Source organism: Zhouia amylolytica, assembly GCF_900116365.1.
Classification (GTDB): Bacteria; Bacteroidota; Bacteroidia; order Flavobacteriales; family Flavobacteriaceae; genus Zhouia; species Zhouia amylolytica.
This window is the reverse complement of sequence record NZ_FPAG01000002.1, coordinates 394,036-418,619: the sequence shown is the minus strand read 5'-3', so window position 1 is coordinate 418,619 and position 24,584 is coordinate 394,036. Positions and strand designations below refer to the sequence as shown.

15 protein-coding genes are annotated in these 24,584 nt (G+C 36.9%); 6 read left to right on the top strand and 9 right to left on the bottom strand.

What is annotated here, in order from left to right; genetic code table 11:
• Positions 1–11 precede the first annotated feature (11 nt).
• From BM361_RS04390 to BM361_RS04375, 4 genes are all read right to left on the bottom strand, one after another.
• Entirely contained in the window at positions 12–3,374 is a 3,363-nt protein-coding gene (locus BM361_RS04390; protein ID WP_083425852.1) for a SusC/RagA family TonB-linked outer membrane protein, read from the bottom strand.
• A gap of 18 nt (positions 3,375–3,392) precedes the next feature.
• Positions 3,393–4,478, bottom strand: coding sequence for a FecR family protein (locus tag BM361_RS04385; RefSeq protein ID WP_074977195.1), 1,086 nt, complete (start codon positions 4,476–4,478; stop codon positions 3,393–3,395).
• A 41-nt stretch (positions 4,479–4,519) separates the two neighbouring features.
• The gene (locus tag BM361_RS04380; RefSeq protein WP_074977193.1) at positions 4,520–5,146 is read right to left on the bottom strand and encodes an RNA polymerase sigma factor; all 627 of its coding nucleotides are present in this window, start codon (positions 5,144–5,146) and stop codon (positions 4,520–4,522) included.
• 161 nt (positions 5,147–5,307) lie between these two features.
• The gene (locus BM361_RS04375) at positions 5,308–7,674 is read right to left on the bottom strand and encodes a TonB-dependent receptor (RefSeq protein WP_074977191.1); all 2,367 of its coding nucleotides are present in this window, start codon (positions 7,672–7,674) and stop codon (positions 5,308–5,310) included.
• Positions 7,675–7,818: 144 nt separating this feature from the next.
• Between BM361_RS04375 and BM361_RS04370 the strand changes: the two genes are divergently transcribed.
• From BM361_RS04370 to BM361_RS04340, 6 genes are all read left to right on the top strand, one after another.
• Entirely contained in the window at positions 7,819–8,814 is a 996-nt protein-coding gene (locus BM361_RS04370; protein WP_074977189.1) for a metal-dependent hydrolase, read from the top strand.
• A 327-nt stretch (positions 8,815–9,141) separates the two neighbouring features.
• Positions 9,142–9,696 carry a hypothetical protein gene (locus BM361_RS04360; protein WP_074977186.1) on the top strand — a complete coding sequence of 185 codons (555 nt, stop codon included), beginning with the start codon at positions 9,142–9,144 and terminating at the stop codon, positions 9,694–9,696.
• Positions 9,696–10,139 (top strand): hypothetical protein, encoded by a 444-nt coding sequence (locus BM361_RS04355; RefSeq protein ID WP_038264307.1) that lies wholly within the window; start codon positions 9,696–9,698, stop codon positions 10,137–10,139. The genes BM361_RS04360 and BM361_RS04355 overlap by 1 nt, the downstream gene beginning before the upstream one ends.
• A gap of 97 nt (positions 10,140–10,236) precedes the next feature.
• A complete protein-coding gene (locus BM361_RS04350) occupies positions 10,237–10,644 on the top strand; it encodes a hypothetical protein (RefSeq protein WP_038264310.1) in 408 nt (135 codons plus the stop codon).
• A gap of 348 nt (positions 10,645–10,992) precedes the next feature.
• On the top strand, positions 10,993–13,167 hold the full coding sequence (locus tag BM361_RS04345; RefSeq protein ID WP_074977184.1) for a S46 family peptidase: 2,175 nt from the start codon (positions 10,993–10,995) through the stop codon (positions 13,165–13,167).
• Between the two features lie 147 nt (positions 13,168–13,314).
• Complete coding sequence (locus BM361_RS04340; protein ID WP_074977183.1) at positions 13,315–16,749, top strand: tetratricopeptide repeat protein; 3,435 nt, start codon at positions 13,315–13,317, stop codon at positions 16,747–16,749.
• A 55-nt stretch (positions 16,750–16,804) separates the two neighbouring features.
• On the opposite strand, the gene BM361_RS04335 is transcribed toward BM361_RS04340, so the two are convergent.
• The 5 genes from BM361_RS04335 to BM361_RS04310 form a co-directional block, all read right to left on the bottom strand.
• Positions 16,805–20,227 (bottom strand): 4Fe-4S binding protein, encoded by a 3,423-nt coding sequence (locus BM361_RS04335; RefSeq protein WP_074977181.1) that lies wholly within the window; start codon positions 20,225–20,227, stop codon positions 16,805–16,807.
• Positions 20,228–20,291: 64 nt separating this feature from the next.
• Complete coding sequence (locus BM361_RS04330; protein WP_074977178.1) at positions 20,292–20,843, bottom strand: OsmC family protein; 552 nt, start codon at positions 20,841–20,843, stop codon at positions 20,292–20,294.
• Positions 20,844–21,016: 173 nt separating this feature from the next.
• The gene (locus BM361_RS04325; RefSeq protein WP_083425850.1) at positions 21,017–22,867 is read right to left on the bottom strand and encodes a sigma 54-interacting transcriptional regulator; all 1,851 of its coding nucleotides are present in this window, start codon (positions 22,865–22,867) and stop codon (positions 21,017–21,019) included.
• A gap of 64 nt (positions 22,868–22,931) precedes the next feature.
• Positions 22,932–23,642 carry a pirin family protein gene (locus BM361_RS04315; RefSeq protein WP_074977176.1) on the bottom strand — a complete coding sequence of 237 codons (711 nt, stop codon included), beginning with the start codon at positions 23,640–23,642 and terminating at the stop codon, positions 22,932–22,934.
• Between the two features lie 26 nt (positions 23,643–23,668).
• Positions 23,669–24,568: a pirin family protein gene (locus tag BM361_RS04310; RefSeq protein ID WP_074977174.1), complete on the bottom strand. Its 900-nt coding sequence runs from the start codon at positions 24,566–24,568 to the stop codon at positions 23,669–23,671.
• Positions 24,569–24,584: the final 16 nt, after the last annotated feature.

The following is a 24,584-nucleotide window of genomic DNA, read 5'->3' as shown; positions in this document are numbered from 1 at the left end:
ATCCTTTTAAATTATTTTGAGGTATTACCTGCATGAAACCTAATATTTAAACCAACAAAACGCTGGGAAGGTGACGACAGGTCGCTGTCAGAATTCCAATCAGGATCTGCAAATTCGAATTCTTTGGTCCACATAAAAACATTTTGAGCGGTTAGAGCAATACTAGCCCTGCTTAATCCGAATTTTTCACTAACATTCTTTGGCAGTGTATATCCTATTGACAATTCTCTTAGTTTAATAAAGGTTGGATCCTTAACACCCAAAGAACCATCACCGAATCGACGTGCATAAGTTTCATAAGAAACTGGAGTGTCATTGGCTTCATAGGTTCTGGTATCCTCTTCTATACGACCATACTCATCGTAGGTTACACTACCAGAAAGCACTCGTACTCCTTTACCTATATAAGATGTATTTCCGTTTACCACCTCGTCATATCTCCATGCATTATCAGTATCGGGGTGTGCACCGGTATCCCACATCTTATACGAAGTATAATTAAATAACTTCCCGCCAACTCTTCCATCAAAACTTAAATGAAGATTAAAGTTTTTATAGGTGAAATTATTGGTAAATCCCCATAAAAAGTCAGGATCGCTGTAATCTAAAAATGAAGCATAATCACTTCTAACAGGGAGGCCACCACTGCTGTGAATCACATTTCCATTAGGATCTCTTAGCCAATCATAGATTGTATAGTTATCTATTCTTCCTCCTGGTTTCGCCCATAAGTTATCTGGTGAATACACATCATCCAGTTCTTTGTAATAGGCGTGTGTTTTAGACCAGTTGATAGCTGCATCCCAGCTAAAATTATCCTTTTTGATAATCCCCATATTCAAGGTTAACTCTAATCCTCTACGTTCTCTCGTTTCATCAGTATTAATCAAAGTGGAGGTAAAACCAGATGAAGAAGGGACTCTGGTTGAAACCTGGCGATTATAGGTATAGATGTTATAGTAGGCCACATCTAACATCAGTCTGTTCTCGAACAAGTAAGCTGCTGTTCCAACCTCCCAGGTTCTGCTTGTTTCAGGTGCTACAGAAGTGTTTTTTATAGTAGAAGGATATGCAGCAGTATTATAATCGTTCCAAACCCCCTGGCTCACGCTATAATTCACATTGGTTGCATAAACCCCTAAATCATCTTTAGACAAGGTCCATGAACCTCTTGTTTTCCATAGGTCTAACCATTTTGGCTTGGTAAATAATTCACTTAAAATTAAACTACCTGCCAACGACGGATAGAAATAAGAGCGTTCATCAGATGGTAAAGTTGAGATCCAGTCATTACGTCCGGTAACATCAACGAAAAATGCATCTTTATAGGAGAATGACGCCAACCCTAATAAACTATTCACCTGCTTTCTGGTTACATAAGAAGATACGTTGGGTCTTTCAACGGAATTGTTTAAGGAGTAAATCCCAGGTACAATGATTCCACCCCTTGTCGAGGCTCCAATTCCCTGGTCTTCCCATTTATAAACGGATCCACCTACAGTAAAATCAAAGTCAAATCCATCCAGCAAGACATCTCTTTTGCCATATTTGAACAAAAGGTCTGAGTTTAAACTGTAACCTCTATATTGATTTTGACTGTATAATCCATTTACATTCCAACCTCTTGTAGAGTTTATTCCAGGAGGGTTTTGACTAGTTGATTCATTCGAATAAAAATCGTACCCCACCCTTGCGGTTAATTTCGCGTCTTTAAAAAGTTTATAATTGGCGGTTAAATTAACGTTGGTAATATTTTGCTCATCGCTTCTTAATTTTTCATGAGCTATTAAATATGGATTATCATACCAGGCCTTGTAATGCCAGTTTTGGGTTTCATTTGGCACCACCCAATAATCTCTGTACTTTCTTAGATCGTATTCCGGTCCGGTCCACAGTAGTATTTGATAGATATACCCCTGATTACCATAACCGGATCCTGTAGTCTGAGAAGTCATACTTCGATTATATCCAAGGTTAGCCTGTAGATCGAAATTATCACCTAAATTCAGTTTACCCGCAACATTTACATTAAACTTATTCTGCTTTAAATTAGGGTACTGCCCTTTGTTCATAATATGCGTAAATGAAGATCGGATGGAACCGATTTCTCCTGAACGAGCAAAGCTAATGTTGTTGTTTACGATTACACCTGGCTCAAGAAAGTTTTTAAAGTTGTTACTCCCTCTTGAGGTAAGCGGCATGTCTTCATAGGTCTTTGTTTCAGGGTTCCACTGTTCTGCTATGGTACCGATATCGAGTTTATCACCCCATACGTAATCGGTGGCACTATAAGTCCCTCCTAACCCGGCACTATATGATGACTGTACTTCAGGAAGCGAAAGATAGCCGGCAAAAAACATTTGATTGCTATTTACACTTACTCCGTTCCCTCCGCTTTTGGTAGTTATGATTACAGCTCCTCCACTACCTCTGGCTCCATAGAGAGCCGAAGCTGTTGCTCCTTTTAATACATCCATACTCTGGATGTCATCGGAGGCCACATCACTCAATGACATATTTCCATAAGGTACGCCATCAATAACCAATAAAGGGTTTGAAGAACCTCCTCTTAATCGAATATCAGGAGCTTCATTAAACTCTGTACTATTTTGAATCCATAAACCTGCTACCTTACCTGTTAAAGAAGTAGCTACATCAACACCTTTTACGGCCTGGACTTGATCTCCCGATACTTTTTGAACGGCATACCCTAATGACTTTTCCTCACGTTTAATTCCCAGTGCCGTTACCACTACCTCATCCAACTCTTCAGTATCCTCAAGAAGTACAACATCAATGGATCGTTTTTGTCCTACTACCTGCTCCATGGATTTAAAACCCAGGTAATTGAATGTAATAATTGCCTGCGAATCGGATACATTAATTTCATAATTACCATCAAAATCCGTAGTGACTCCATTACTGGTTCCTTTCTCCATAACCGTAACTCCCGGCATTCCGAGGCCATCGGAGGATGACGTTACTTTTCCGGTAATCTTTATACCTTGCTGTACTGTTCTTTTTTCAATTATATTTACATTGATTACATTATCAACCTGCTTAAATTTAAGTCCTAATTTTTCAGAAAGTTCCAGCAATACCTTTTTCAAGGAAGTACGATTTTTAGCAATAGAAACCTTTTGCTGGTCATTAACTATTTTATTATCGTAAAAGAAATTGAAATCGGTTTTTGCTTCAATTGTTTTAAAGACCTTCTTCAAAGAGCTGTTTTGCTCCTTTATGGAAATATAAATATTGTCTAAATCCATGTTGCCCTGTACATTTTTCATACCTGCATAGGCACAAACCTGAATCAGCAATAATGAAAGGAATATTCCTTTCCGAAATAAAAGATTTGTTGTGTTTTGCTTCATAGTTAATTATTTGATTGGTTAGTTTTTTAAATCGGTATAAATCGTTATTTGATTTTCTTTGATGGTATATTTTACTTTTCTGGCGAACTCAAGACTTTCGAGTACATTTTGCAGACTTTGTTTTTTGAACATTCCATTTATTTCCCAGTCATGATCATTTCTTCCCACCACACTGATATTTACATTGTACCATCTTTCCAGTTTACCTATAAACTCTTCTATTCCTGCATCTTTAAACACAAGGATGCCATCCTTCCAGCCAAACTCCTCTATGTAATTGAATTCGTCGACCAAAGAATTTTCAAACTGTTCCTCTACAGTTATTTTCTCTCCGGGTTTTATAAAAATGGTTGTGCTATCTGATTTATGCAGTAAAGATTGAACAGCCACCGAACCTCGCTCCAGTGCAACACTCAAAGGACCTTCATTGGGATATGCTTTAACATTAAAAGAGGTGCCGTGAACAACGGTAGCAATCCCATTGGATTTAACAATAAATTTTTTCTCAGGGTTGTGAGTGACATCGAAATAGGCTTCACCCACAAGGGTTACTTCCCTGGTATCGCCAGTAAAGTTTTCGTAATAAGACAAGGAACTACCTGCATTCAAAATCACCTTAGAACCATCTGGTAAAAACATGGCCTTTTGTTTTCCACGTTCAGCTGTTTTGGTTATTAATGCAGATTGCGTTTTAATTTCAGACTCTTTAACTCCTTCATTATTGTATTGATTAAGGAATGATACGGAAACTATCAATATAACTATGGCTGCAGCAACACCGCCATATACAGTTCTATGAAGTTTAAATATCTTTTTTTGAGGCTTTTCAAAAGAGATTTCTTTCGACGTAGAGTTTTGAAGAATTTTATTTAAGACCTCTTCCTTATCCTTTTCTGTTACGTTTGCCTTTTTAAAATCTATTCTTTCTATGGTAGCTTTCGCTGCATAGAAACTTTCTCTGCTTTGGGGATTATTTTCAATCCATTTTTTCCAAAAGTAGTTACTGTCAGGATTTGGATTCTTCACCCAAGTAACAAAAGAACGATTCGTTAGAAAATAGGCTATGTCGTGATTATCTTTTTTCAATGTATCTATAGTTTTCATCCTATAGACATCCGAAACATTAAAACGACATCAGTTTTTTTTTAAAAAAAGTATAAAAAAGTTTGTTTGAGTTTCTTAACGATCTTATAAATCAGGTTCCGAGCCGACTTTACATTATCAAACCCCATTAGATCCTGAACCTCTTCATAACTCATTTCCTTGTAGAAATAATAATAGATCGCTTCTCGCTGTTTGGCATTCAATTTTCCCAGGGCCCTATTGAGTCTTTCAAGTTTTACCTTGTGTTCCTGATTCAGGATAATTGCAGATTCATGCGATACAGCTATTTCAAAAATATCCTCAGTAAGTTTAAAATTACTCTTTGCTGCTTTCTTATTGAGGTTAAACAAATGTCTTTTTAAGCACTGGAATAAAAATGGTTGAATCGAATTTTTTAATGCGGGTAATTGCGCTCGTTTAGTTCTTAAATGTATAAATACATCCTGGACAGCATCCTTGACAGTAGATAAAGGAGCGAATTGAATTCCAAAATCACAAAGGGATTCAAAATAATCATTATATATTTTTATAAAAGCTGTTTCATCACCTTCTTTAAAAGCCTCCCATAATTCAGAATCAGTCTGAAAACGAACCTCCTCTACAGTTGGATTCTTTACCGATACTGTAGTGGTATTGTTAAAATCTAAAGCTTCCGAAACAACTTTCAAGATATATTGTTTATAATTTATGAATTCAACTTAAATTCTGAAATAATAACAAAACAAAGAAAAATTATTATAAATAAAAAACAAATGAAAGTTTTAAATTTTCTTTTTATTTAAAAACATATCCAGATAACCAACATGGTTTAGCACTTAACTGAAGACTACTAAAAATCTAACACTAAACCAATTACGGGGATAATAGTTCCTGAATCGGTGGTTATTTCTGTAAGTGTTCTCGGTGTAAGCGGTTGGCCAGATTCATCTCTTGCCAGTCCATATTCCGGAGGTTGTGGCAAATCTTCGGCGAGCACATTCTGTACTTCAAAAAATAAATCCAGAGAGATCTTTTTAAAGTTCCATTTTTTATCAATTCTAATATCCAGTTGCGAGAAACTTTTCAGCTTTTCTTCACCTAATCTGTTGTAGTCATAAATAAGATCAGGGTAAGATGCTGTACTCGATTGGATATCAATAGGAACAAACGGTGTTTTTCCGCTAAAACGATAACGTGTGCTTACCTCCCAAAGTTTTGGTAACTGATAACCTCCTGTGAAAGAGATCAAATGTCTGCTATCCCATACAGAAGGGAGATATTGACTTTCATCAAACCCGGTAAATTCACTAAAGAAATACGTATAAGAGAAAATACCATAGAAGTTTTTCGTAAGTTTTTGCTGGAACATCAATTCGGCTCCATAGGATCTGCCTTTACCCACGGACTTTACCGGTTCATTCCCTAAAACTTCAAATCCACCTCCCTTGTTGGCTAAAGAAACGCTATCTCTAACTGAAACGGGATAATCTGCATATTTTTTATAGAATGCTTCGACAGCTATACTACTGGATCCAGACAGTATTTTTTCAATTCCTATTACATAATGATCTGATCGGGTATAATTAACATTCTTATTGATCAACTCCGAATCATTATTTCTAAAACCTAAAATCGTATAAGGAGGTAATTTAAAATATCTGCCTACGGTAGCATTCAATTTCCAGCTTGGCATGAATTCATATGAAACGGCCATTCTGGGTGAAAATGTATTCAATAAATTGTTTTCGGAAGTAAAAGAGTCATCATCCATTCTAAATCCTGCTGACAGATCTATGCGCCCTTCTAAGAACGATTTTGTAACATTCGCATAATACCCATATTTAAAAAAGTCAATTTCAGTAATATAGGCTGCATCATTTTTCAAATCGACCGTACTATTTTTATAATTGGATAGTTGCGTATTGAATCCACCCTCTAATTTCCATCCGTCAAAAAACTTATTATAACTAAACCGCAATTTGGTTTCTGCTTCCTTTGAATCGTTTATAAAAAAAGGATTCGACTGCGTTTCATTGTCCTCATACCTTGTAAAGTTATTTTCCAGGGTATTATTACTAAGGACTGTTCTGATATATCCTTTACTATTTTTAAAGCGATGTTTCCAGGATATACCAATAGTATTGGTCTGCTGTTCAATAAACGGTGTTTGTTCAAAAGTAGCTTGTTGCTCTTCATCAAAATCCTCAGGTGATTCTAATGAGAAATCATCAATACTTCCCAATCCCAGGATATTAATTTCATCATAATCCCCTATTTTATGCGTTAGTTTGTATTGATAATCCCAGTAATCAGGGCGAATTGGCAATCCAATAAATTTAAATAAAAACTGAAGGTAGCTTCGTCGAACAGATAGCATAAAACTGGTATTACTTTCTTCATTCCGGCCTTTAAATAAAGGACCTTCTACAGTGAGAGCCGCATCACTAGCGCTCAATCGAAAATTTCCTCTAAAATTTTTACGATTTCCATCGCGTTGGTTAAACTGTAAAACACCCGAGAGTGGATTATCGTAGACGGCTCCAAATGAAGAGGTGGCTAAATTCACGTCTTCAATAAATGACACATTCAACATTCCTACCGGACCTCCTGAACTCCCCTGTGTACTGAAGTGATTAATATTAGGAATCTCTACCCCATCTAAATAATACACTGTTTCGTTGGGTGCTCCACCCCTGATTATTAAATCATTTCTAAAGCCTCCAACCGAAGGTGAAACCCCTGGAAATGATTGAGCCACACGAACTACATCATTATTCCCCCCGGGATATGTGGCTATTTCAACCGCCGAGAGTTGCTGATATGACAATGGAGTTTCTTTTGGCCGTGATGTTGGTTGTTTCTGAACTATTACGGCTTCTAAAGTCTCCTCTTGAGTCATCAACGAAAAATTCAGTGGTACGGTTCCGACCGATTTAACCACAACGTTATATATGGTTTCAGACTTATATCCTAAGAAGGAGGCCGTTACCTGATATGAGCCCGGCTGTAGATTTTCAAGACTATATTTACCATTTTGATTTGTTACCGTACCCTGAGAAGTTCCTTGTATTACAACCGTGGCTCCCTCCAACGGATACCCCAACATATCTGTTACATACCCTGTTAAGGTTCCTTTTGCTTGTTGGGCGAAAGTGTAGGAAATACTAAATAATAAAAGAATTACAATATGTATATGCCTTGTATGGTGATCAATCATAGTGAGATAATTGTTTAACAAAGACAAAAATATATTAAACAAAATTATTATCATCCTCTTTTCAAAATAAATTTCAATATCCGGTAATTTGTTGTCCCGACTCTCCGTAAAAGGTTATTTTTGTGGTATCAATTCAATGTATCGATGGATTCCCTGACTCAAATCGTACTTGGTGCTTCTGTAGGAGAAGTTGCCTTAGGCAAGAAAGTTGGTAATAAAGCTATGCTCTATGGGGCTATTGGCGGTACCATTCCCGATCTTGACGTTTATATTGGTAAACTTTATGACACGGTAACCGCTCTGGAGATACATCGTGGATTTACCCATTCCATACTGTTTTCCATACTCTTTGGTTTGCTATTTGGCTGGTTAATTTCACTTTGGGAAAAGGGAGCCACCTGGAAAGAGTGGTCGAAACTCATGTTTTTAGCGTTGTTTACTCACCCATTACTGGATGCTCATACCACCTGGGGGACACAGCTTTTCTGGCCTCTGGATCTGCGTTTAGCCTATAAAAACATTTTTGTGATCGATCCGTTATACACCCTTCCTTTTATGGGGTTTCTTTTATGGGCTATGTTTTTCAAGAAAGACCATGCGAAACGAAGACGATTAAATAACATCGGTTTGTTTGTGAGTAGTTCTTATTTGGTTTTAACGATTATTTTAAAAGGAATCGTTTATACTAAATTTACCGAGGCTCTTGATCAACAAAAGCTTAGCTATACACAAATTGAAACTCGTCCTAGCCCGTTGAACAGTATTTTATGGACCGCCAATGTGGAAACCGATGATCATTATCTCATTGGGTATTATTCATTTTTCGACTCTAAACCTATACATTTTACGGCACATCCAAAAAATCATCACCTACTGGGAGCCTTAAAAGATAACGACAAAATAAGGCGATTGATTAAAATTACCAATGGGTGGTACTCTATTGCGGAGAAGGATAAATTGCTCTATATAAATGATCTTAGGTTCGGAACCTTAAGTGTGGACCCCTCCAGCCAAAATTTTGTATTTAGTTATTTGTTAACTAAATCCGATCATACCATACAAATAACCGAGGTACCTAAAGACCGTAGTAATGCCAAGAAACTTCTGAATGATTTATGGTTACGTATTAAAGGGAATTGATAATTGATAAATGATAATGAATAATGAATAATGAATAATGAATAATGGATAATTGATAATTGATAATGGATAATTGATAATTGATAATGGATAATTGATAATTGATAATTGATAGTTGATAGTTGATAGTTGATAAATGATAATGAATAATGAATAATGAATAATGAATAATGGATAATTGATAATGGATTTATGATTATTCAATGGTTTTATATCATTTTTCCTATGTTTTAATTAGATGAGTTAAAACACAACAAACCTATGGTGGTACGGATATTACTCAATACTTTTGCACTCATTTAATAAAAATTAAAAACAGCTGCATATTTGAAACCAAAGATTATCCGCATTATCTCATTTTCATTAATTGCTTTTTTTCATCTTATATTCTTAGTGGCTTTAATTTTAGAAAAGAAGAATGCTTTCCCCATCAGTTTTCTGCTCATACTGTTCTTATTTTTAACTACAGTGACCTATTACAAAGCCCCCCTAATTCATGAAGAACATTTTATTGAAGATTTCATAGCAATTGTATTCGTAACTTTAGGTGCCATCTCCACCTACTCTGTTACTCATTATTTAAAAACAGGCCCTGTATTGGCTGCAGGCATTATCGGCACCATGGCTTCATTTATTCCAACTATTAATCGTGAGTCAAGATTGTTTAAGCTTGCTCCGGCTTCCATCTATTGTGGCTGTTTTGTCGGGATGTCTCATCATGATGTAGCTCCGAATTATAGTTTCATCATAATTGCTGGTGTAATTACAGGGTTATTTATGGTTATTTCAAAGGGTGTTTTTCACGGATTTGGCGGTAAATTAGGTACCATAGCTTTTGGTGGTGTTGCCTTCACTTCATTTCTCTTATTTTTGCTTTACTAATGTTTATAGAAAAACTTATCATCGTATGTTTTGGAATCATCGGAGCCCTGTTAACTTATATCATAAATACCAAACTTAAACAAGGTCCTGTTCGGGCATCGGCTTTATCGGCCCTATTGGTTGGTGGTTTCTTTTATTTATTCCCTTCTGTTTTAAGTGAGCACTTAACGAATAATATTCCAGTTGTTTTTATAGGCGGATCATTCATCGGAATGGTTTCTTCGCGTATTATTTCAAACTACTGGCTCATTACTTTTTCAGGGATTATTTTCTCATTTTTTTATATTAACACAAGTGACTTCTTTAACGGTTATGGCGGGGCATTAGGTACTGCAGCATGTATCTCCATACTTGCTACGCTATCTATTCCTATTTTAACTAAAAAGCGAAAAGTCACCAATGGTATTTTAATATTGAGAAAACTACTTTACAGGAAAAAATAGGTTGCCATACTACTTATACGGAATAAGCATACATGCTACAAAAATTATTCTGGCACGACTATTGAATGGACTTCAGTGAACATTAAAATTAAATCTTATGAAAGCGAAATTATTATTTATAGTCACTGTAGTCTTTTCCGCTCTTGTTGCCCATGGACAACCCCCTCATGCTAAGAGTCATAAGCATAAAAATAAAATACACAAGAAACACCACAAATGGGAAAAAGAGCGTAGAAAAGAGATTGCTAAATATAACAAGGAGCGTCGAAAGGCTGAAGCACATTATTATCGTGAAATGGCAAAAGCCGAAAGAGCATATTATAAAGTTTTAAGGGAGCGTGAACTTCAACATTTGGAAGCATGCAGAAGATGTAATCATGAATTTTACCACAATGATGATTACTATTACGAGGATGATGTATACTACTCGAGAAGAACTCGTAATCCCATAAACATTGATGCAGAACTTTTCTTTAGAAATGGTTCCATTAGAATTTCTATCTAAATTAAAAGAGGTTGTGAGTAGGTTCGCAACCTCTCTTGTTTTCAGCCATCTTGGTTGACCTTCATTACATCAGGGTTTTCATTTCAATAACGTGAATCGCAGATTATCGACTTATAATAAGTGAAGATTTAAGCCTCCCAATCGCCAAATATTCTTTTTAGAATTTCACCTTATTAAAAGTAGGCTGAATACTATGGACTTTAGGTTTAGGTATTTTGTTCGACTTCATAATTCACTAGGGTAATAAGGGTAATAAAAATCTCAACCTTCCTGCGATTATTTTAAGAATTCCCTAATAATTACCCTTGCGAAAACCTTTATATTGCAGAACTTTTAAAAAATCTATCCATGAAATATATAAAACTACTGTTTTTACTAGCAGTTTTCCCACTATTTGCGCAACAAGGTGGCATGTGGATTCCTTCTCTATTAGAAGGAATGAATGAAAAAGAAATGAAAGAATTAGGCATGCAGATGTCAGCAAAAGACATCTATGATGTGAACAATTCCAGTTTAAAAGATGCGGTTCCCCATTTTAATGGAGGTTGCACTTCAGAGGTGATTTCTCCTAAGGGGCTTCTTCTAACAAATCATCATTGTGGTTATAGTATGATTCAATCGCACTCAACGCTAGAAAACGATTACTTAACTGATGGTTTTTGGGCTAAGGACTTAAATGAAGAGCTTCCAAATCCGGGTACTTCCGTCACCTTTATTGTGAAAATTGCAGATGTAACCAAGCAGGTTCTTGAAGGAACTCATCTCCTTAATACAGAAAGTGAAAAACAACAAAAGATCCAGACGAACATTAGTCAATTGGTCAACAACTATCCCAAGGAAGATTGGCAAGAAAATAGAGTTAAGACTTTTTATGAAGGAAACCAATACATGCTTTTTGTGGTGGAAACCTTTAAGGATATCCGATTGGTTGGAGCACCGCCATCATCCATAGGTAAGTTCGGTTCTGATACTGACAACTGGGTTTGGCCAAGACATACCGGTGATTTTTCTCTATTTAGAATTTATGCGGATAAAAACAATCGTCCTGCTGAATATGCTGCTGATAATGTTCCTTATACACCAAAGCATTATTTACCCATTTCTTTAGATGGTATCGCTGAAGACGACTTTACTTTGGTGTTTGGTTTCCCGGGGCGTACTCAAGAATATTTACCTGCGGTTGCGGTAGAACAGATTGTGAACGAACTTAACCCTGCTAAAATAGCCATAAGAGATGCTGCCCTTAAAGTTCAGGATGAGTTCATGCGAAATGATCAACAAATTAAAATACAATATGCCTCTAAATATGCCCGTATTGCGAATTATTGGAAAAAATGGATTGGTGAAAATCAGGGCTTAACAAAGTCAAATGCCATTGCTGTTAAGAAAGCCCATGAACAGGTTTTTCAGGAATGGATCAAGAAAGCCGGAAAAGATGAAATGTATGGGCATTTGATTCCTGATTTTGAAAAATACTACGATGAAATCGGTCCTTATGCCCTAAGTAGAGATTACTTTTATGAGATTGTAAACAGGAACGTAGAATTATTAAAAATCGGTTATCAATTAGTCCAGCTTGAACTTGTTTTGAATAGCAAGGGTGAGCAAGCGTTCATGGCCAGGAAGGGTAACCTTATTAATCGCCTGGCAGCTACTTATAAAGATTACAATAAAAACGTGGATGAGAATGTTTTTAAAGCATTGATCGATATTTATGCCAAGGATGCCCCTAAAAATTTTCTGCCTAACTCATTAAAAAACATTGATCCTTCAGCGCTTACTACTAAAGTATATTTAACCTCCGCACTAACAAGTTATGATTCGTTAAAAACTTTACTGGAAGGGAATCCGGAAGAAGTTATAGGTAAGTTACAAAACGACCCGGGTTATTCGCTGGTTTATGATATTGCCAAGACCTATCATATGCAGGTTGAACCTGTTTATAATCAATTAAATCTTGAAATTCAGGCCCTACAGCGTACTTATATGAAGGCATTACTGGAATTAAGCCCTCAGGACGCCAGAATATTTCCTGATGCTAACAGTACTTTGCGTGTTACCTATGGGACGGTAAAAGGATATAGTCCAAAGGACGCTGTTTATTACGAACCTGTTACCTATCTTGAGGGGGTAATAGAGAAATACGTACCTAATGATTACGAATTCGATGTACCTGAAAAGCTTCTTGAGTTATACAATAAGAAAGATTATGGTGCCTATTCGGAAAATGGAAAGCTTCCGGTATGCTTTATTGGGACTAATCATACTACAGGTGGAAATTCCGGCAGCCCTGCTATTGATTCGAATGGTAATCTTATAGGGCTTAATTTTGATCGTGTATGGGAAGGGACCATGAGTGATATCTATTATGATCCTGCTATTTGTCGAAACATTATGGTCGATATTCGCTATGTGTTATTCATCATCGATAAATATGCTGAAGCAGATAATTTAATCGCCGAAATGACATTGGTTCATCCAAAAAAGAATAAAAATAAAAAGCGATCCAGGAAGCGAAATTAACCTGGAAATCTAAATATTCAAAAAAGCTGCTTGTTCTCAAGCAGCTTTTTTATTCAGTCTCATAGTTAAAGATTGTTCATTCCTATTTAAAAACGTAACTTTAACTACCTCCAGATCTGACTTTCATCTACTTAAGAGTATAACGACATGAAAAGTCAAATTTTAACATTCGGTTTTACGTTATTGATATCTATTTGTTGTCAAGGCCAACTTCATGAAATTGATAGCCTTAAAAATGTGCTACAGCAAACCCAATCAGATACTGCCAGAATCTTAATCTTAAAAAATATCTCATGGGCCTATTTGAATACCAGGTCTAATACTGATACTGCCGAAAAATATATAGATTCCGTGTACCTCCTCAGTAATGCTATCAACTTTCAGAAAGGAATTGATATCTCAAACTATCAATACGGAGTATTACATCGACAAAAAGGAACCTTTGATTCTGCGCTTGTTTTTTTTGATAAATATCTTAAATCGATAGCTCCAAAAAATGATTCAATTGCTATTGCGAATGCGCTTTATCAGAAGGCTATTGTATATGACTATATTGGGGACGTTGATAAAAGTCTTGAACTCTATCACACCATTTTAAGTATTTATCAGAATCAGAATGATCGCTACAGTATAGCCACAGTTTTAAACAGTCTAGGCCAGATCTATAAATTAAATAAAAAATATGACGAGGCCATGAAGAGCTATCAGGATGCTCTAAAGATTTACCAGGATCTTGAAATGACTTCCGATGTAGCTAATTGTTATTATAACATTGGTGATGCCTATTCACTGCAAAACGAATATGCAAAAGCACTGAACTATTTTAATCTTGCTTTAGAAATTGACCATAGTGAAAAAAACATGTGGGGAATTGCCTATGATTATGAGGCTATGGGAAAAGTTTACAGCAATCAAGGATTTCATGATGAAGCTCTCGAAGCCCACCTAAAAGCACTAAAAATCAGGTCAGAGCTGAACCAAAAAAAAGAATTGGCATTCAGTCATATTTTGGTGGCTATTGATTACGTGCGCACGAACCAAATTTCTCTGGCTCTTGATCATCTTGAGAAGGCAGTTACGATAGCCGATGAAATTGGGGCTAAAGCTGAAAGTCAGCAAGCCTATGAAGAGCTATCGAAGATTTATAAAAAGAAGGGAGATTTTCAGCAAGCGCTTATCTATAAAGAAAGGGCTATTGTTTTAAAAGACAGCCTTTTCAACGAAACTAAATCCAGACAAATTCAAGAATTACAAACAAAGTTTGAAACTCAAAAAAAACAAGATGCCATTACTACCCTCCAAAAAGATGCAGAAATAAAAAACCTCAGATTAAAAAGACAGACAACACTAAGAAATATCACTATAGGAACTACCATTGGAGTCCTCTTATTTTTCCTGGTCCTTTTTAATCGTTACAAACATAAACAGCGGGCCAAACAAGAAGCCGAAGAAAAGAAAAGAATGTTGGCTGATGAACGTAGAAAAACTGCCATTGAGAAACAGCGTGTCACCGAATTACAAAAAATAGATAAATTAAAAGATGAATTCCTTGCCAACACCTCCCATGAATTAAGAACTCCCCTTAACGGAATTATTGGAATCACTGAATCTCTAAAAGATGGAGTTGCCGGTCCTTTATCGCCTGAAGCCATAGAGAACCTGTGTCTTATTGAAAACAGCGGGAAACGTTTAGCGCATCTGGTTAATGATATTCTTGATTTTTCAAAACTAAAAAACAAGGATCTCACCCTCTCCATAAATGCTGTTGACCTTTACCCTATTTCTAACCTGGTTCTCAAACTAATGACACCTTTATTGAATGGAAAATCGGTAGAAATAATCAATAAAATCAACAAGGAAGTTCCTTTAATCAACGCCGATGAGAATCGATTGCAACAAATTTTGTATAACCTTATCGGAAACGCCATAAAGTTTACGGAATCAGGGACGATCACGATAAGTACAGAGGAACGTGATAAATTTCTCGTCATCCATGTAGAAGATACGGGTATAGGCATACCCGACGACAAAATCAATACCATTTTCAATTCCTTCGAACAAGTAGATAGTTCCTCCGAGCGAAAATATGGAGGAACCGGATTAGGGCTTGCGGTTACCAAGCAACTGGTAGCATTACACGGAGGTGATATTTGGGTAAAATCGTCCTTAAATAAGGGGTCCCGTTTTTCTTTTACGATACCTATCTCTCCGGAAACTAAATCCCTTACCCATTCGACGGATCATATACAAGCAGACACCATCCAGTCGCAACTTTACGCTGATATCAATGAAGAACCAGTACTCCATAGTGACCCTAAAGACACTAATTCGTCTAACCAACCTATAAAAATTCTTATTGTTGATGATGAAGTGATTAACCGTAAGGTTTTACATAATCATTTAAGTTTTGCAGGCTACGAAATATCGGAGGTATCGAATGGAACACAAGCCTTATCTGTTCTCGAAAAAGAAAAAGACTTTGATCTTATATTACTGGATATCATGATGCCCGGAATCTCCGGATATGAAGTATGTCAGAGAATCAGAGAAGAACATCTTCCGAATGATCTTCCCATTATCTTATTAACTGCCAAGAACAGAATCAGCGATCTTGTAAACGGATTTCAGGTGGGTGCGAATGACTACCTTACGAAGCCATTTTCGAAAAATGAATTATTGAGCAGAATTAAGACACACTTAAATCTGAAAGGAATTCACCGTGCTACATCGAAGTTCGTGCCAACAGAATTTCTAAAATCGGTCGGAAGAGAAATTATCACCGAAGTTAAATTGGGAGATCATATTCAAAAAAACATTACAGTCTTATTTTCAGATATAAGAGACTATACTACGCTTGCTGAAACCATGTCACCGAAGCAAAACTTTAAATTCGTGAATGCATATGTTGGCCGCATGGGGCCCATCGTTAAAAAGTATGAGGGTTTTGTCAATCAATATATGGGTGATGGTATTATGGCTTTATTTCCTGACAATGCCTCTTTAGCTCTTTCTGCTTCTATAGAGATGCAACGATGCATTATTGAATATAATAAAAGACGTGTACAAGAAGGCTTTAAACCTATTAGTGCCGGTGTTGGACTTCATACCGGACCTTTAATTATGGGTGTTATAGGCGACTCTCATCGTAATGACACTGCGATTATCGCGGATACTGTTAATACGGCTTCCCGAATGGAAGGTGTTACTAAATTTTACGGTGCCAAAATAATCCTGAGTGAAAATAGTTTACAAACCATTGAAAATCAAGATCAATTTAATTTAAGATACCTTGGTAAGGTGCGGGTAAAGGGTAAAATTAAAGCTATTGGAATCTATGAATGTTTTGATGGTGACGCAGAAGAACAAGTTGCGCTAAAACTAGCTACTCTCACCACATTTAATAATGGTATGCAACATTATTTCAACCAGGAATTTCCTAAAGCAACTTCTTTATTTGATGCCGTGCTTTCAGAAAATCCAAATGATCAAGTCGCTAAGTACTTTTTGACAATTTCTGCTGAATACACTATAAATGGAGTACCTGATAACTGGGAAGATGTTAATATCCTTACTGAAAAATAATATGAGTATACGACTTTATAAATGATGTATCGAGTCTTATCTCCTTGGACTCATGTTATAAAACACAACTATGATTATTTAATATTGATGTACGTCTTAAATAATTCACATAACGTTGATCCTGCTGTCTTTGAAGTTCATCCACTAAGTTACCTGCGTCTTTATGCCTCAACAAATTGTCAAACCTACCTTCCATTTTAAGGTAATTTTCAATGGTTTTATCGGTGATCTTTGAATCTAGGATCATCGGGCTCTCTCCCAATTCTTTATTTCTGGGGTCGAATCTATACAACAGCCATTGGCCACTGGCGACTTTAGCCTTATGGTACTGGGATGGATGTTTCATATCTACTTCCTGGGAAACACTATGACAATAAGCTATAATTACTGATGGTCCATCATAGCTTTCTGCTTCTAAAAAAGCCTGTAAGGTTTGTTCCTTATCTGCACCTATCGATACGGAGGCTATATATACATCTTCATAAGCAGTTAGCATAAGTCCTAAATCCTTTTTCTTTCTGTATTTACCTTTACTGGCAAATTTTGCAGAGGCTCCGAAAGGAGTGGCTTTTGACATTTGTCCACCTGTATTATCATAGACCTCATTATCTAAAATTAAGATATTTACATTTTCACCTGAAGCCACTACATGATCAAGGCCACCATACCCAATATCATAGGCCCATCCATCACCTCCTACGATCCAGATAGCCGGCTTTAATAAATAGTCGGCTACCTTAAAAAGGTCTTTTGCCTGTTTACTTTCAATGGCCTGTAATGCTTCTTTTAAGTTATTAATTCGTGTGCGTTGATCCTGAACATTTTTATCTGATTGTTTTTGATCAGAAAGAAGGTCTTCTACAAGATCAGGATTTAACTGACTTTTCAGTTTTCTTAAAAGGTGTTCTGCCTTTTTTCTATTAAAATCATAGGTCAGTCTAAAACCTAAACCAAATTCTGCATTATCTTCAAATAAAGAGTTAGCCCAGGCCGGTCCTCTTCCATCATTATTTTTATACCATGGGGTTTGTGGTAAAGCTCCTCCAATAATAGAACTTGCTCCGGTAGCGTTTGCTACCAGCATACGATCTCCAAATAACTGTGCTAGCAACTTCAGGTAAGGAGCTTCACCACATCCCTCAACACCATATGGATACCTGAATAAGGGTTCCTGTAATTGTTGTTGCCCTAAGGACTCAACATCGATTTTAGACCTGTCAAATTCCGGGAGTTGATCGAAAAGTTCCCATCGCACTCTTTCTAATTCAATGGTTTCTTTATCTGATTTAGGAATTAAGGCTTTTACCGGACAACTATCTATACAGTTATTACATCCATTACACTGATCCGGATTCACTTGAATAGTTAATTGAAAATCTTCTTCCTTCCATTCATGTACTGAAGGCTCTACACTATTTAATTGCATGACCTCCATGGGAAGCTTTTCCGCTTGAAAAACTTTCATTCTCAATGCAGCCTGCGGACAACTCATAGTACAGGCTCCACATTGAATACAATCTGAGGCCTCCCAAACAGGAATGAATTCAGAAATTCTGGGTTGTCCATATACTTTATCATTGATTTGATAGCTCCCATTTGCGGGAAAGTCGCCTACGCTAAGTTGATTTCCTTTATTCATTACAAGTGCCTCAGTGAGGGATAAATGCTGATGGTTTATTCCTGTAAAAGGGACGTCTTCCTCTGAAGGAGCTAAAGATATGTGGCTTAAGGTATCGGCTAAGCCCTCCTCCCAACCAGAGGCGTCGGTTGTTTTAAAAATTTCCAGAACCAGATGGTGTAAAGGAGTTAAGAAACCTTGCTGCAAATCATTTTCCGAAATCGAATAGATGGCAATATTGTTATCTTTTATTAATTGTTTTTGCGAACTCGTTAGCCTTTGAAGTAATTCTTGTTCATCGAGTTTCGTATTAATAATTAAACTGGATGCTTTGTGAAGTAATTCTATAAACCGCTCATTGTTAAAATGCTTTAAGGAGTCACATAAAATAACATCCGGATGATCTATAAGATAAGGAGCTTCGAGTTTGTTATCTGAAACCCGAAGGTGACACACACTTTCGGTCTCACTTTTTTTATAACTACATTCAGTATAGGCCTGTATATTTTTACCACGATTATTCAATTCCTGAAAAAGCTGACTCAGGCTTTTACGATCTGTTGTTGATTTATCTTCATAAATAATGAATTCTTTAGCAAATTTTTGAAGTTGAAAACCGGTATCTGTTTTCAGGCTTAAATTCGTTACATCGTCATTTATTCCAACGGTAAAATTATTTATCAGGCAATTGGTTTCTAACGCCTTATAAATCGCATGTACCATTGCCGGATTAAATTCTTTTGAAGACAATCCATATCTACCTCCATATACCTTTGGAGGTTTTGTAAACTTTACTGTTGCTTTTTGAATTGTTAAAGCCTGTAATACATCCAGATACAAAGGTTCGCCAGATGCTCCCGGTTCTTTTGTTCTATCCAGAACCGCGATAGATTTACAGGTTGTTGGAATGGCATTAACTAAGTACTCCGCACTGAATGGTCTGTAAAGTCTGACATTGATCAATCCGAGCTTTTTACCTTTTCTATTTAATTCATGTACAACCGCTGCAATAGTACTGGTAGATGAAGCCATCGATATGATAACGTGGTTTGCATCAGGATCTCCAATAAATTCGAAAGGTTTATACGAACGTCCTGTTAATGTTTTAAATTGCTCCATCAAACCTGAAACTATTTTCGGACATTCGTTATAATAAGTATTAATTCGTTCCCTTCCCTGAAAAAATATTTCCGGCCCCTGTGCGGACCCTCTCACGGTAGGATTATTAAAGCTTAAAGCCTTGTCTTTATGAGCCTCAATAGCATCTGAGGGCATCATTTGTTTTATAACTTTATCTTCAATTAGTGAAATCGTATTGGTTTCATGTGAAGTTCGAAATCCATCAAAAAAATGAACAAAAGGTACCTTGGATACCAACGTCGCTACTTGCGCAATTAATGCCATATCCATTGATTCCTGAACAGATGAAGAGCTCAACATTGCATATCCTGTGCTTCGAACGGCCATAACATCACTATGATCTCCAAAAACAGATAAGGCGTGAGTCGCAATCGACCTGGTGGCTACATGAATAACATTCGGCAATAATTGTCCTGCTATTTTAAACATATTTGGCATCATTAATAATAAGCCCTGGGAGGCAGTAAATGTTGTAGCCAGGGCTCCTGTTTGTAATGCTCCATGCATAGTTCCTGCTGCTCCCGCTTCACTTTGGAGCTGATAGACCACTGGAGTATTTTCCCATACATTTGTATATCCGGCAGCACTCCATTCTTCAGCTAATTCTGCCATACCAGAGGCAGGAGTTATAGGATAAATAGAGCAAATCTCGTTCGTTTTAAAAGCTATGCAGGCAACGGCCTGATTTGCGGTAATGCTATTCGTTTGTAGAAGTGCCATGAGTTGTTAGCGTTGTGATTAAAAAGAAAAAGTCCATAAAGTGATTTATGGACTTTTCTGAGGTTTAGCGTTCAAATACAATTTGAACCGGTGTTGGATTAACGATCATGTCAAATACTGGAGAATATTTGGCTAATTCTTCCAATTGCTCGTCAGTTGCTTCAGATTTTACTTTAATCTTAAATGTAATACCGTTAAATCCTTTTCGAACCTCGGGTTTCAGCCCCAGGAACCCTTGAAGATCCATATCACCTTCCATGCTGGATTCTGCGGCATCGATATCTATTCCATGAGCAGCAGCATGATATACCATCGCCCCGGTTAAACAAGATCCTAAAGCATGTAGAATTACCTCCGGTGGTGTTGGTGCCTTATCCTTACCCAGCAATACCTGAGGATGATCACACTCTAAGGTAAAAGTTTTATCACGGGTAGTATCTTCTTCTCCAACCCCATAAAAACTTTTAATACTGGAAACACAATTTCCTCCTTCGATCCAATTGTTTTTTGATCTGAATTTAAACTTTGCCAATTCAGGATTTCCTTGAACTGCTTCGATAGTAGCCATTAATTGATCTACGTTCACTCCGTTTTTTACATTTTCTGTAGTAATCATTTTAGTATGTATTTAGTTAAACATTTTTGATAGCTAACTTTATACACACCCCGTGCCAAAACTTATAAAACACTGTTTATCAGGTGTTTATGATATTTATGTGATTTTAAACACTAACGATATTTCGTTATAAAATGATTTTTCGTTGTAGAGAACACGAAATTTAGTGGAAATTATAGCGGACGTTCAATTTTCAGGCTCTTAATTTTGGAAGCTAAAGTCGTTGGTGGGATATTCAATAGCGCTGCAGCTCCGTTACTACCATAAATTTTCCAACGCGTAATTTTAAGCGCCTTAACAATGTTTTCTTTTTCCAATTCCTGCATTTCCTGAGTGGTATATATTTTCTGGTTATCCAGGGGTTTAGAGGCTTCTTCTTCCTTATTTTTCATTGGAATAATATCTGACCAATCTATTTTGCCATTCTTAGAAATTATCACAGCTCTTTCTATGAGGTTCTGAAGTTCTCTTACGTTTCCTGGCCAGTCATAATTTTTGAAATAGATCTTATCGGTCTCGGACAGGGTTACATGAGTCTTATTCAACTCTTTGCTGAATCTCTCTATCATACTTTGTGCAATAAGGCAAACGTCGTCTCCTCTTTCTTTCAGGGATGGCACGTTAATTGGAAATACATTCAAACGATAATACAGATCTTCCCTGAACTGTCCTTTAGAAATTGACTTTTTAAGGTCTCTGTGTGTCGCAGCAATAATGCGCACTTCTACTTTTATGGTTTCTGAACTACCTACAGGTTCAAATTCACCTTCCTGAATGACTCTTAAAAGCTTTGGTTGTAATTCGATAGGGAGTTCTCCGATTTCATCGAGAAATATAGTCCCGCCATCGGCTAGTAGAAAGCGTCCTTTTCTACTGGTAACTGCCCCGGTGAATGCCCCTTTTTCGTGCCCAAAAAGTTCACTTTCGATTAAATTGCCAGGTATCGCTCCGCAATTGACCCGTATCATTGGCTTATTGGCTCTATTACTTGAATTGTGAATTGCCCAGGCCACCAATTCTTTCCCAGTTCCTGTTTCTCCATGAATGAGCACAGTCGCCTTGGTTTGGGCTACTTGTTCAATTTGTTTCAACACTTGCATCATGCTTTGGTCGTTGGCTATAATTCCAAACGACCTGGTAAGCTCTTTTACCTCTTCTTCCAAATAGGCAGTTTGGGTTTGAAGGGCTGTAATTTTGTTTTCTGCAATAAGACGTTCTTCGATATTCCTGAGGATCAAAAGGTAAAAGTTTTCTCCTTCATGATCATAACTGCTAAGTGTTCCCTCATGATTAGATTCCTTTCCTTCAGAGCCAATCACCTTTATAACATCATCAATAAAAGTTTGTTTTTGAATACCCTCTTTGAGGAATTGATGAGACACCAGATGCTCAATTTTTGAAGCAGATGGTTCATCTAAAAAAAATAAAACGTTTCTTTTAAGGGCATCCTTATTCTCAAGAATTTGATGCGCAGAAGGGTTTGCCAAAATAATTTTAAATGATTTATCGAACATAATAATGGCATCGGTGGCTCCCATTATCAAACCATTCAGCTTATCATTAAGTTCCTGAAGTTCTTTTCTGGATTGCATTAATTGCTCCTGGGTTTCATCGAGCTTCCTATGCCTTTTGATCATTACTGATAAGATACCCTTTGCAAATCCAATGTCTGTTGATAATAGTTCGTAAAAATATTTTCGGTCTATTTTTAATACCTGGGTTTCCTCGAGCGCGGCAATGGCGGCAGATCGTTTTTTACTGTCAATAAGGGCATATTCTCCAAAACACTCTCCTTTTTCCAGGATGCCATAGGTATGATCTCTTTCGTATACCTTCACTTTTCCGTCAAGAATAACATACATGGAATCGCCGATTTCATCTTTTTCAAAAATCACCTCACCTTTTCTAAAAACTTCTATGGTTAATTTTGCCGCAAAATTTTTAAGTGATTTTTGACTTACCTCCGAAAAGAATAAAACTTCGGCGAGGAAGTCGACGATTTCGACCTCTTTAGATGTATCCATATCATTCTAATAATTAGCATCTTGTAATATAAATATAATGAATAATCTAAAGAGGTCGGCAATTTTAAATATCCATAGGGACTTCCATCAGAAGTACTTCAGCATCGGTATTTGCTTTTAAAGTGAATATATCCGTTTCCCAGATACCAAATCCATCTCTTTTGTGAAGCTTTTGATCTCCAATGGTTATTTCTCCTTCCAAAACAAATATATAAACCCCATTGGTATCCTTTTTTAAGTGATATTCCTGCGTATTATCAGTGTCGAGCTTACCAAGGTAGAACCATGCATCTTGATGTAACCATAATCCTTTATCAAAACCCGGGGAAATGACTTCCTGTAGGGTATTATGTCTGTCATCATCATTTAAGGTCATTTGATCATATCTTGGTTCAACCCCTCTTTTATCGGGAAAAACCCATATCTGAAGAAACTTGACCTCTTCATCTTTATTCTTATTGTATTCACTATGATATACGCCTGTACCGGCACTCATAACCTGAATATCTCCCTTATTAATCACGCCGATATTCCCCATACTATCCTTATGTTCCAAAGCTCCCTTGAGGGGGATAGATACTATTTCCATATTTTCATGAGGATGGGTACCAAACCCCATTCCACCGGCTACCGTATCATCATTCAATACTCTTAAAGCTCCAAAATGGATTCTTTCCGGATTGTGGTAATTAGCAAAACTAAAAGTGTGATAGCTGTTTAACCAGCCATGATCTGCATGTCCTCTTGTTTCATTTTTATGCAATATCGTTTTCATTGTTTATCCTTTCCAATAATTAATTATTATTTATGTTTCAAGCCATTTGTTTTTTCCGGAGGTAACGGCACTAAAGCTCCATCATCATTTGGAATTACTGGAAATCGTTCTGATCTCCAATCTTCCTTTGCTTTTTCGATGGTTTCCTTTTCAGAGGCGACGAAGTTCCAATAAATATGTCTTTCTTCGGGAAATGGAACACCTCCAAAAATGTAAACAGTAGTGTTGTCTGCCATTTCAAATTCGCAAAGGGTACTGTCTTTAGCGACCAAAATTTGCTTTGGTTCAAATACATTTCCTTCACTGATTACGCTTCCTTCCAAAATGTACAGTGCGCTTTCTCCAAATAAATGGTTCCCTATATTTATAGTTGCACGCTTTTTCGTTTTAATTTCAATAAAATAGAGTTCACTATGTACCGGAACTGGTGATTCTTTATCGAAGGCTTTCCCTGCTATTAGTTTATAGTGTACCCCTTCGGAAGTCCATGCTGGCAGGTCTTCTTTTTCTACATGAGTAAAAGTAGGATCCATAAATTCCAGTGCTTTTGGCAAGGCCACCCAAATTTGTAATCCATGCATACTTTTCTCCGATGTCCTGAGGTATTCCGGGGTTCGTTCGGAATGAACAATTCCTTTGCCCGCCGTCATCCAGTTCACAGCACCAGGTGTTATTTCTATTTCAGTACCCAGGCTATCCCGGTGCATCATACTTCCTTCAAACAAATACGTAAGGGTAGACAAGCCGATATGTGGATGTGGTCCTACATCTATATTCTGGTGTTCTTTTAAAGCAGCTGGCCCCATGTGATCGATAAAAATAAAGGGGCCGACCATTCGCTTCTTCCTGAATGGTAACAACCTACCTACCAGAAAATTGCCTATATCCGCAGCACGTTCTTCAATAATTAATTGAATATTAGACATGATTGCATTTATTAAT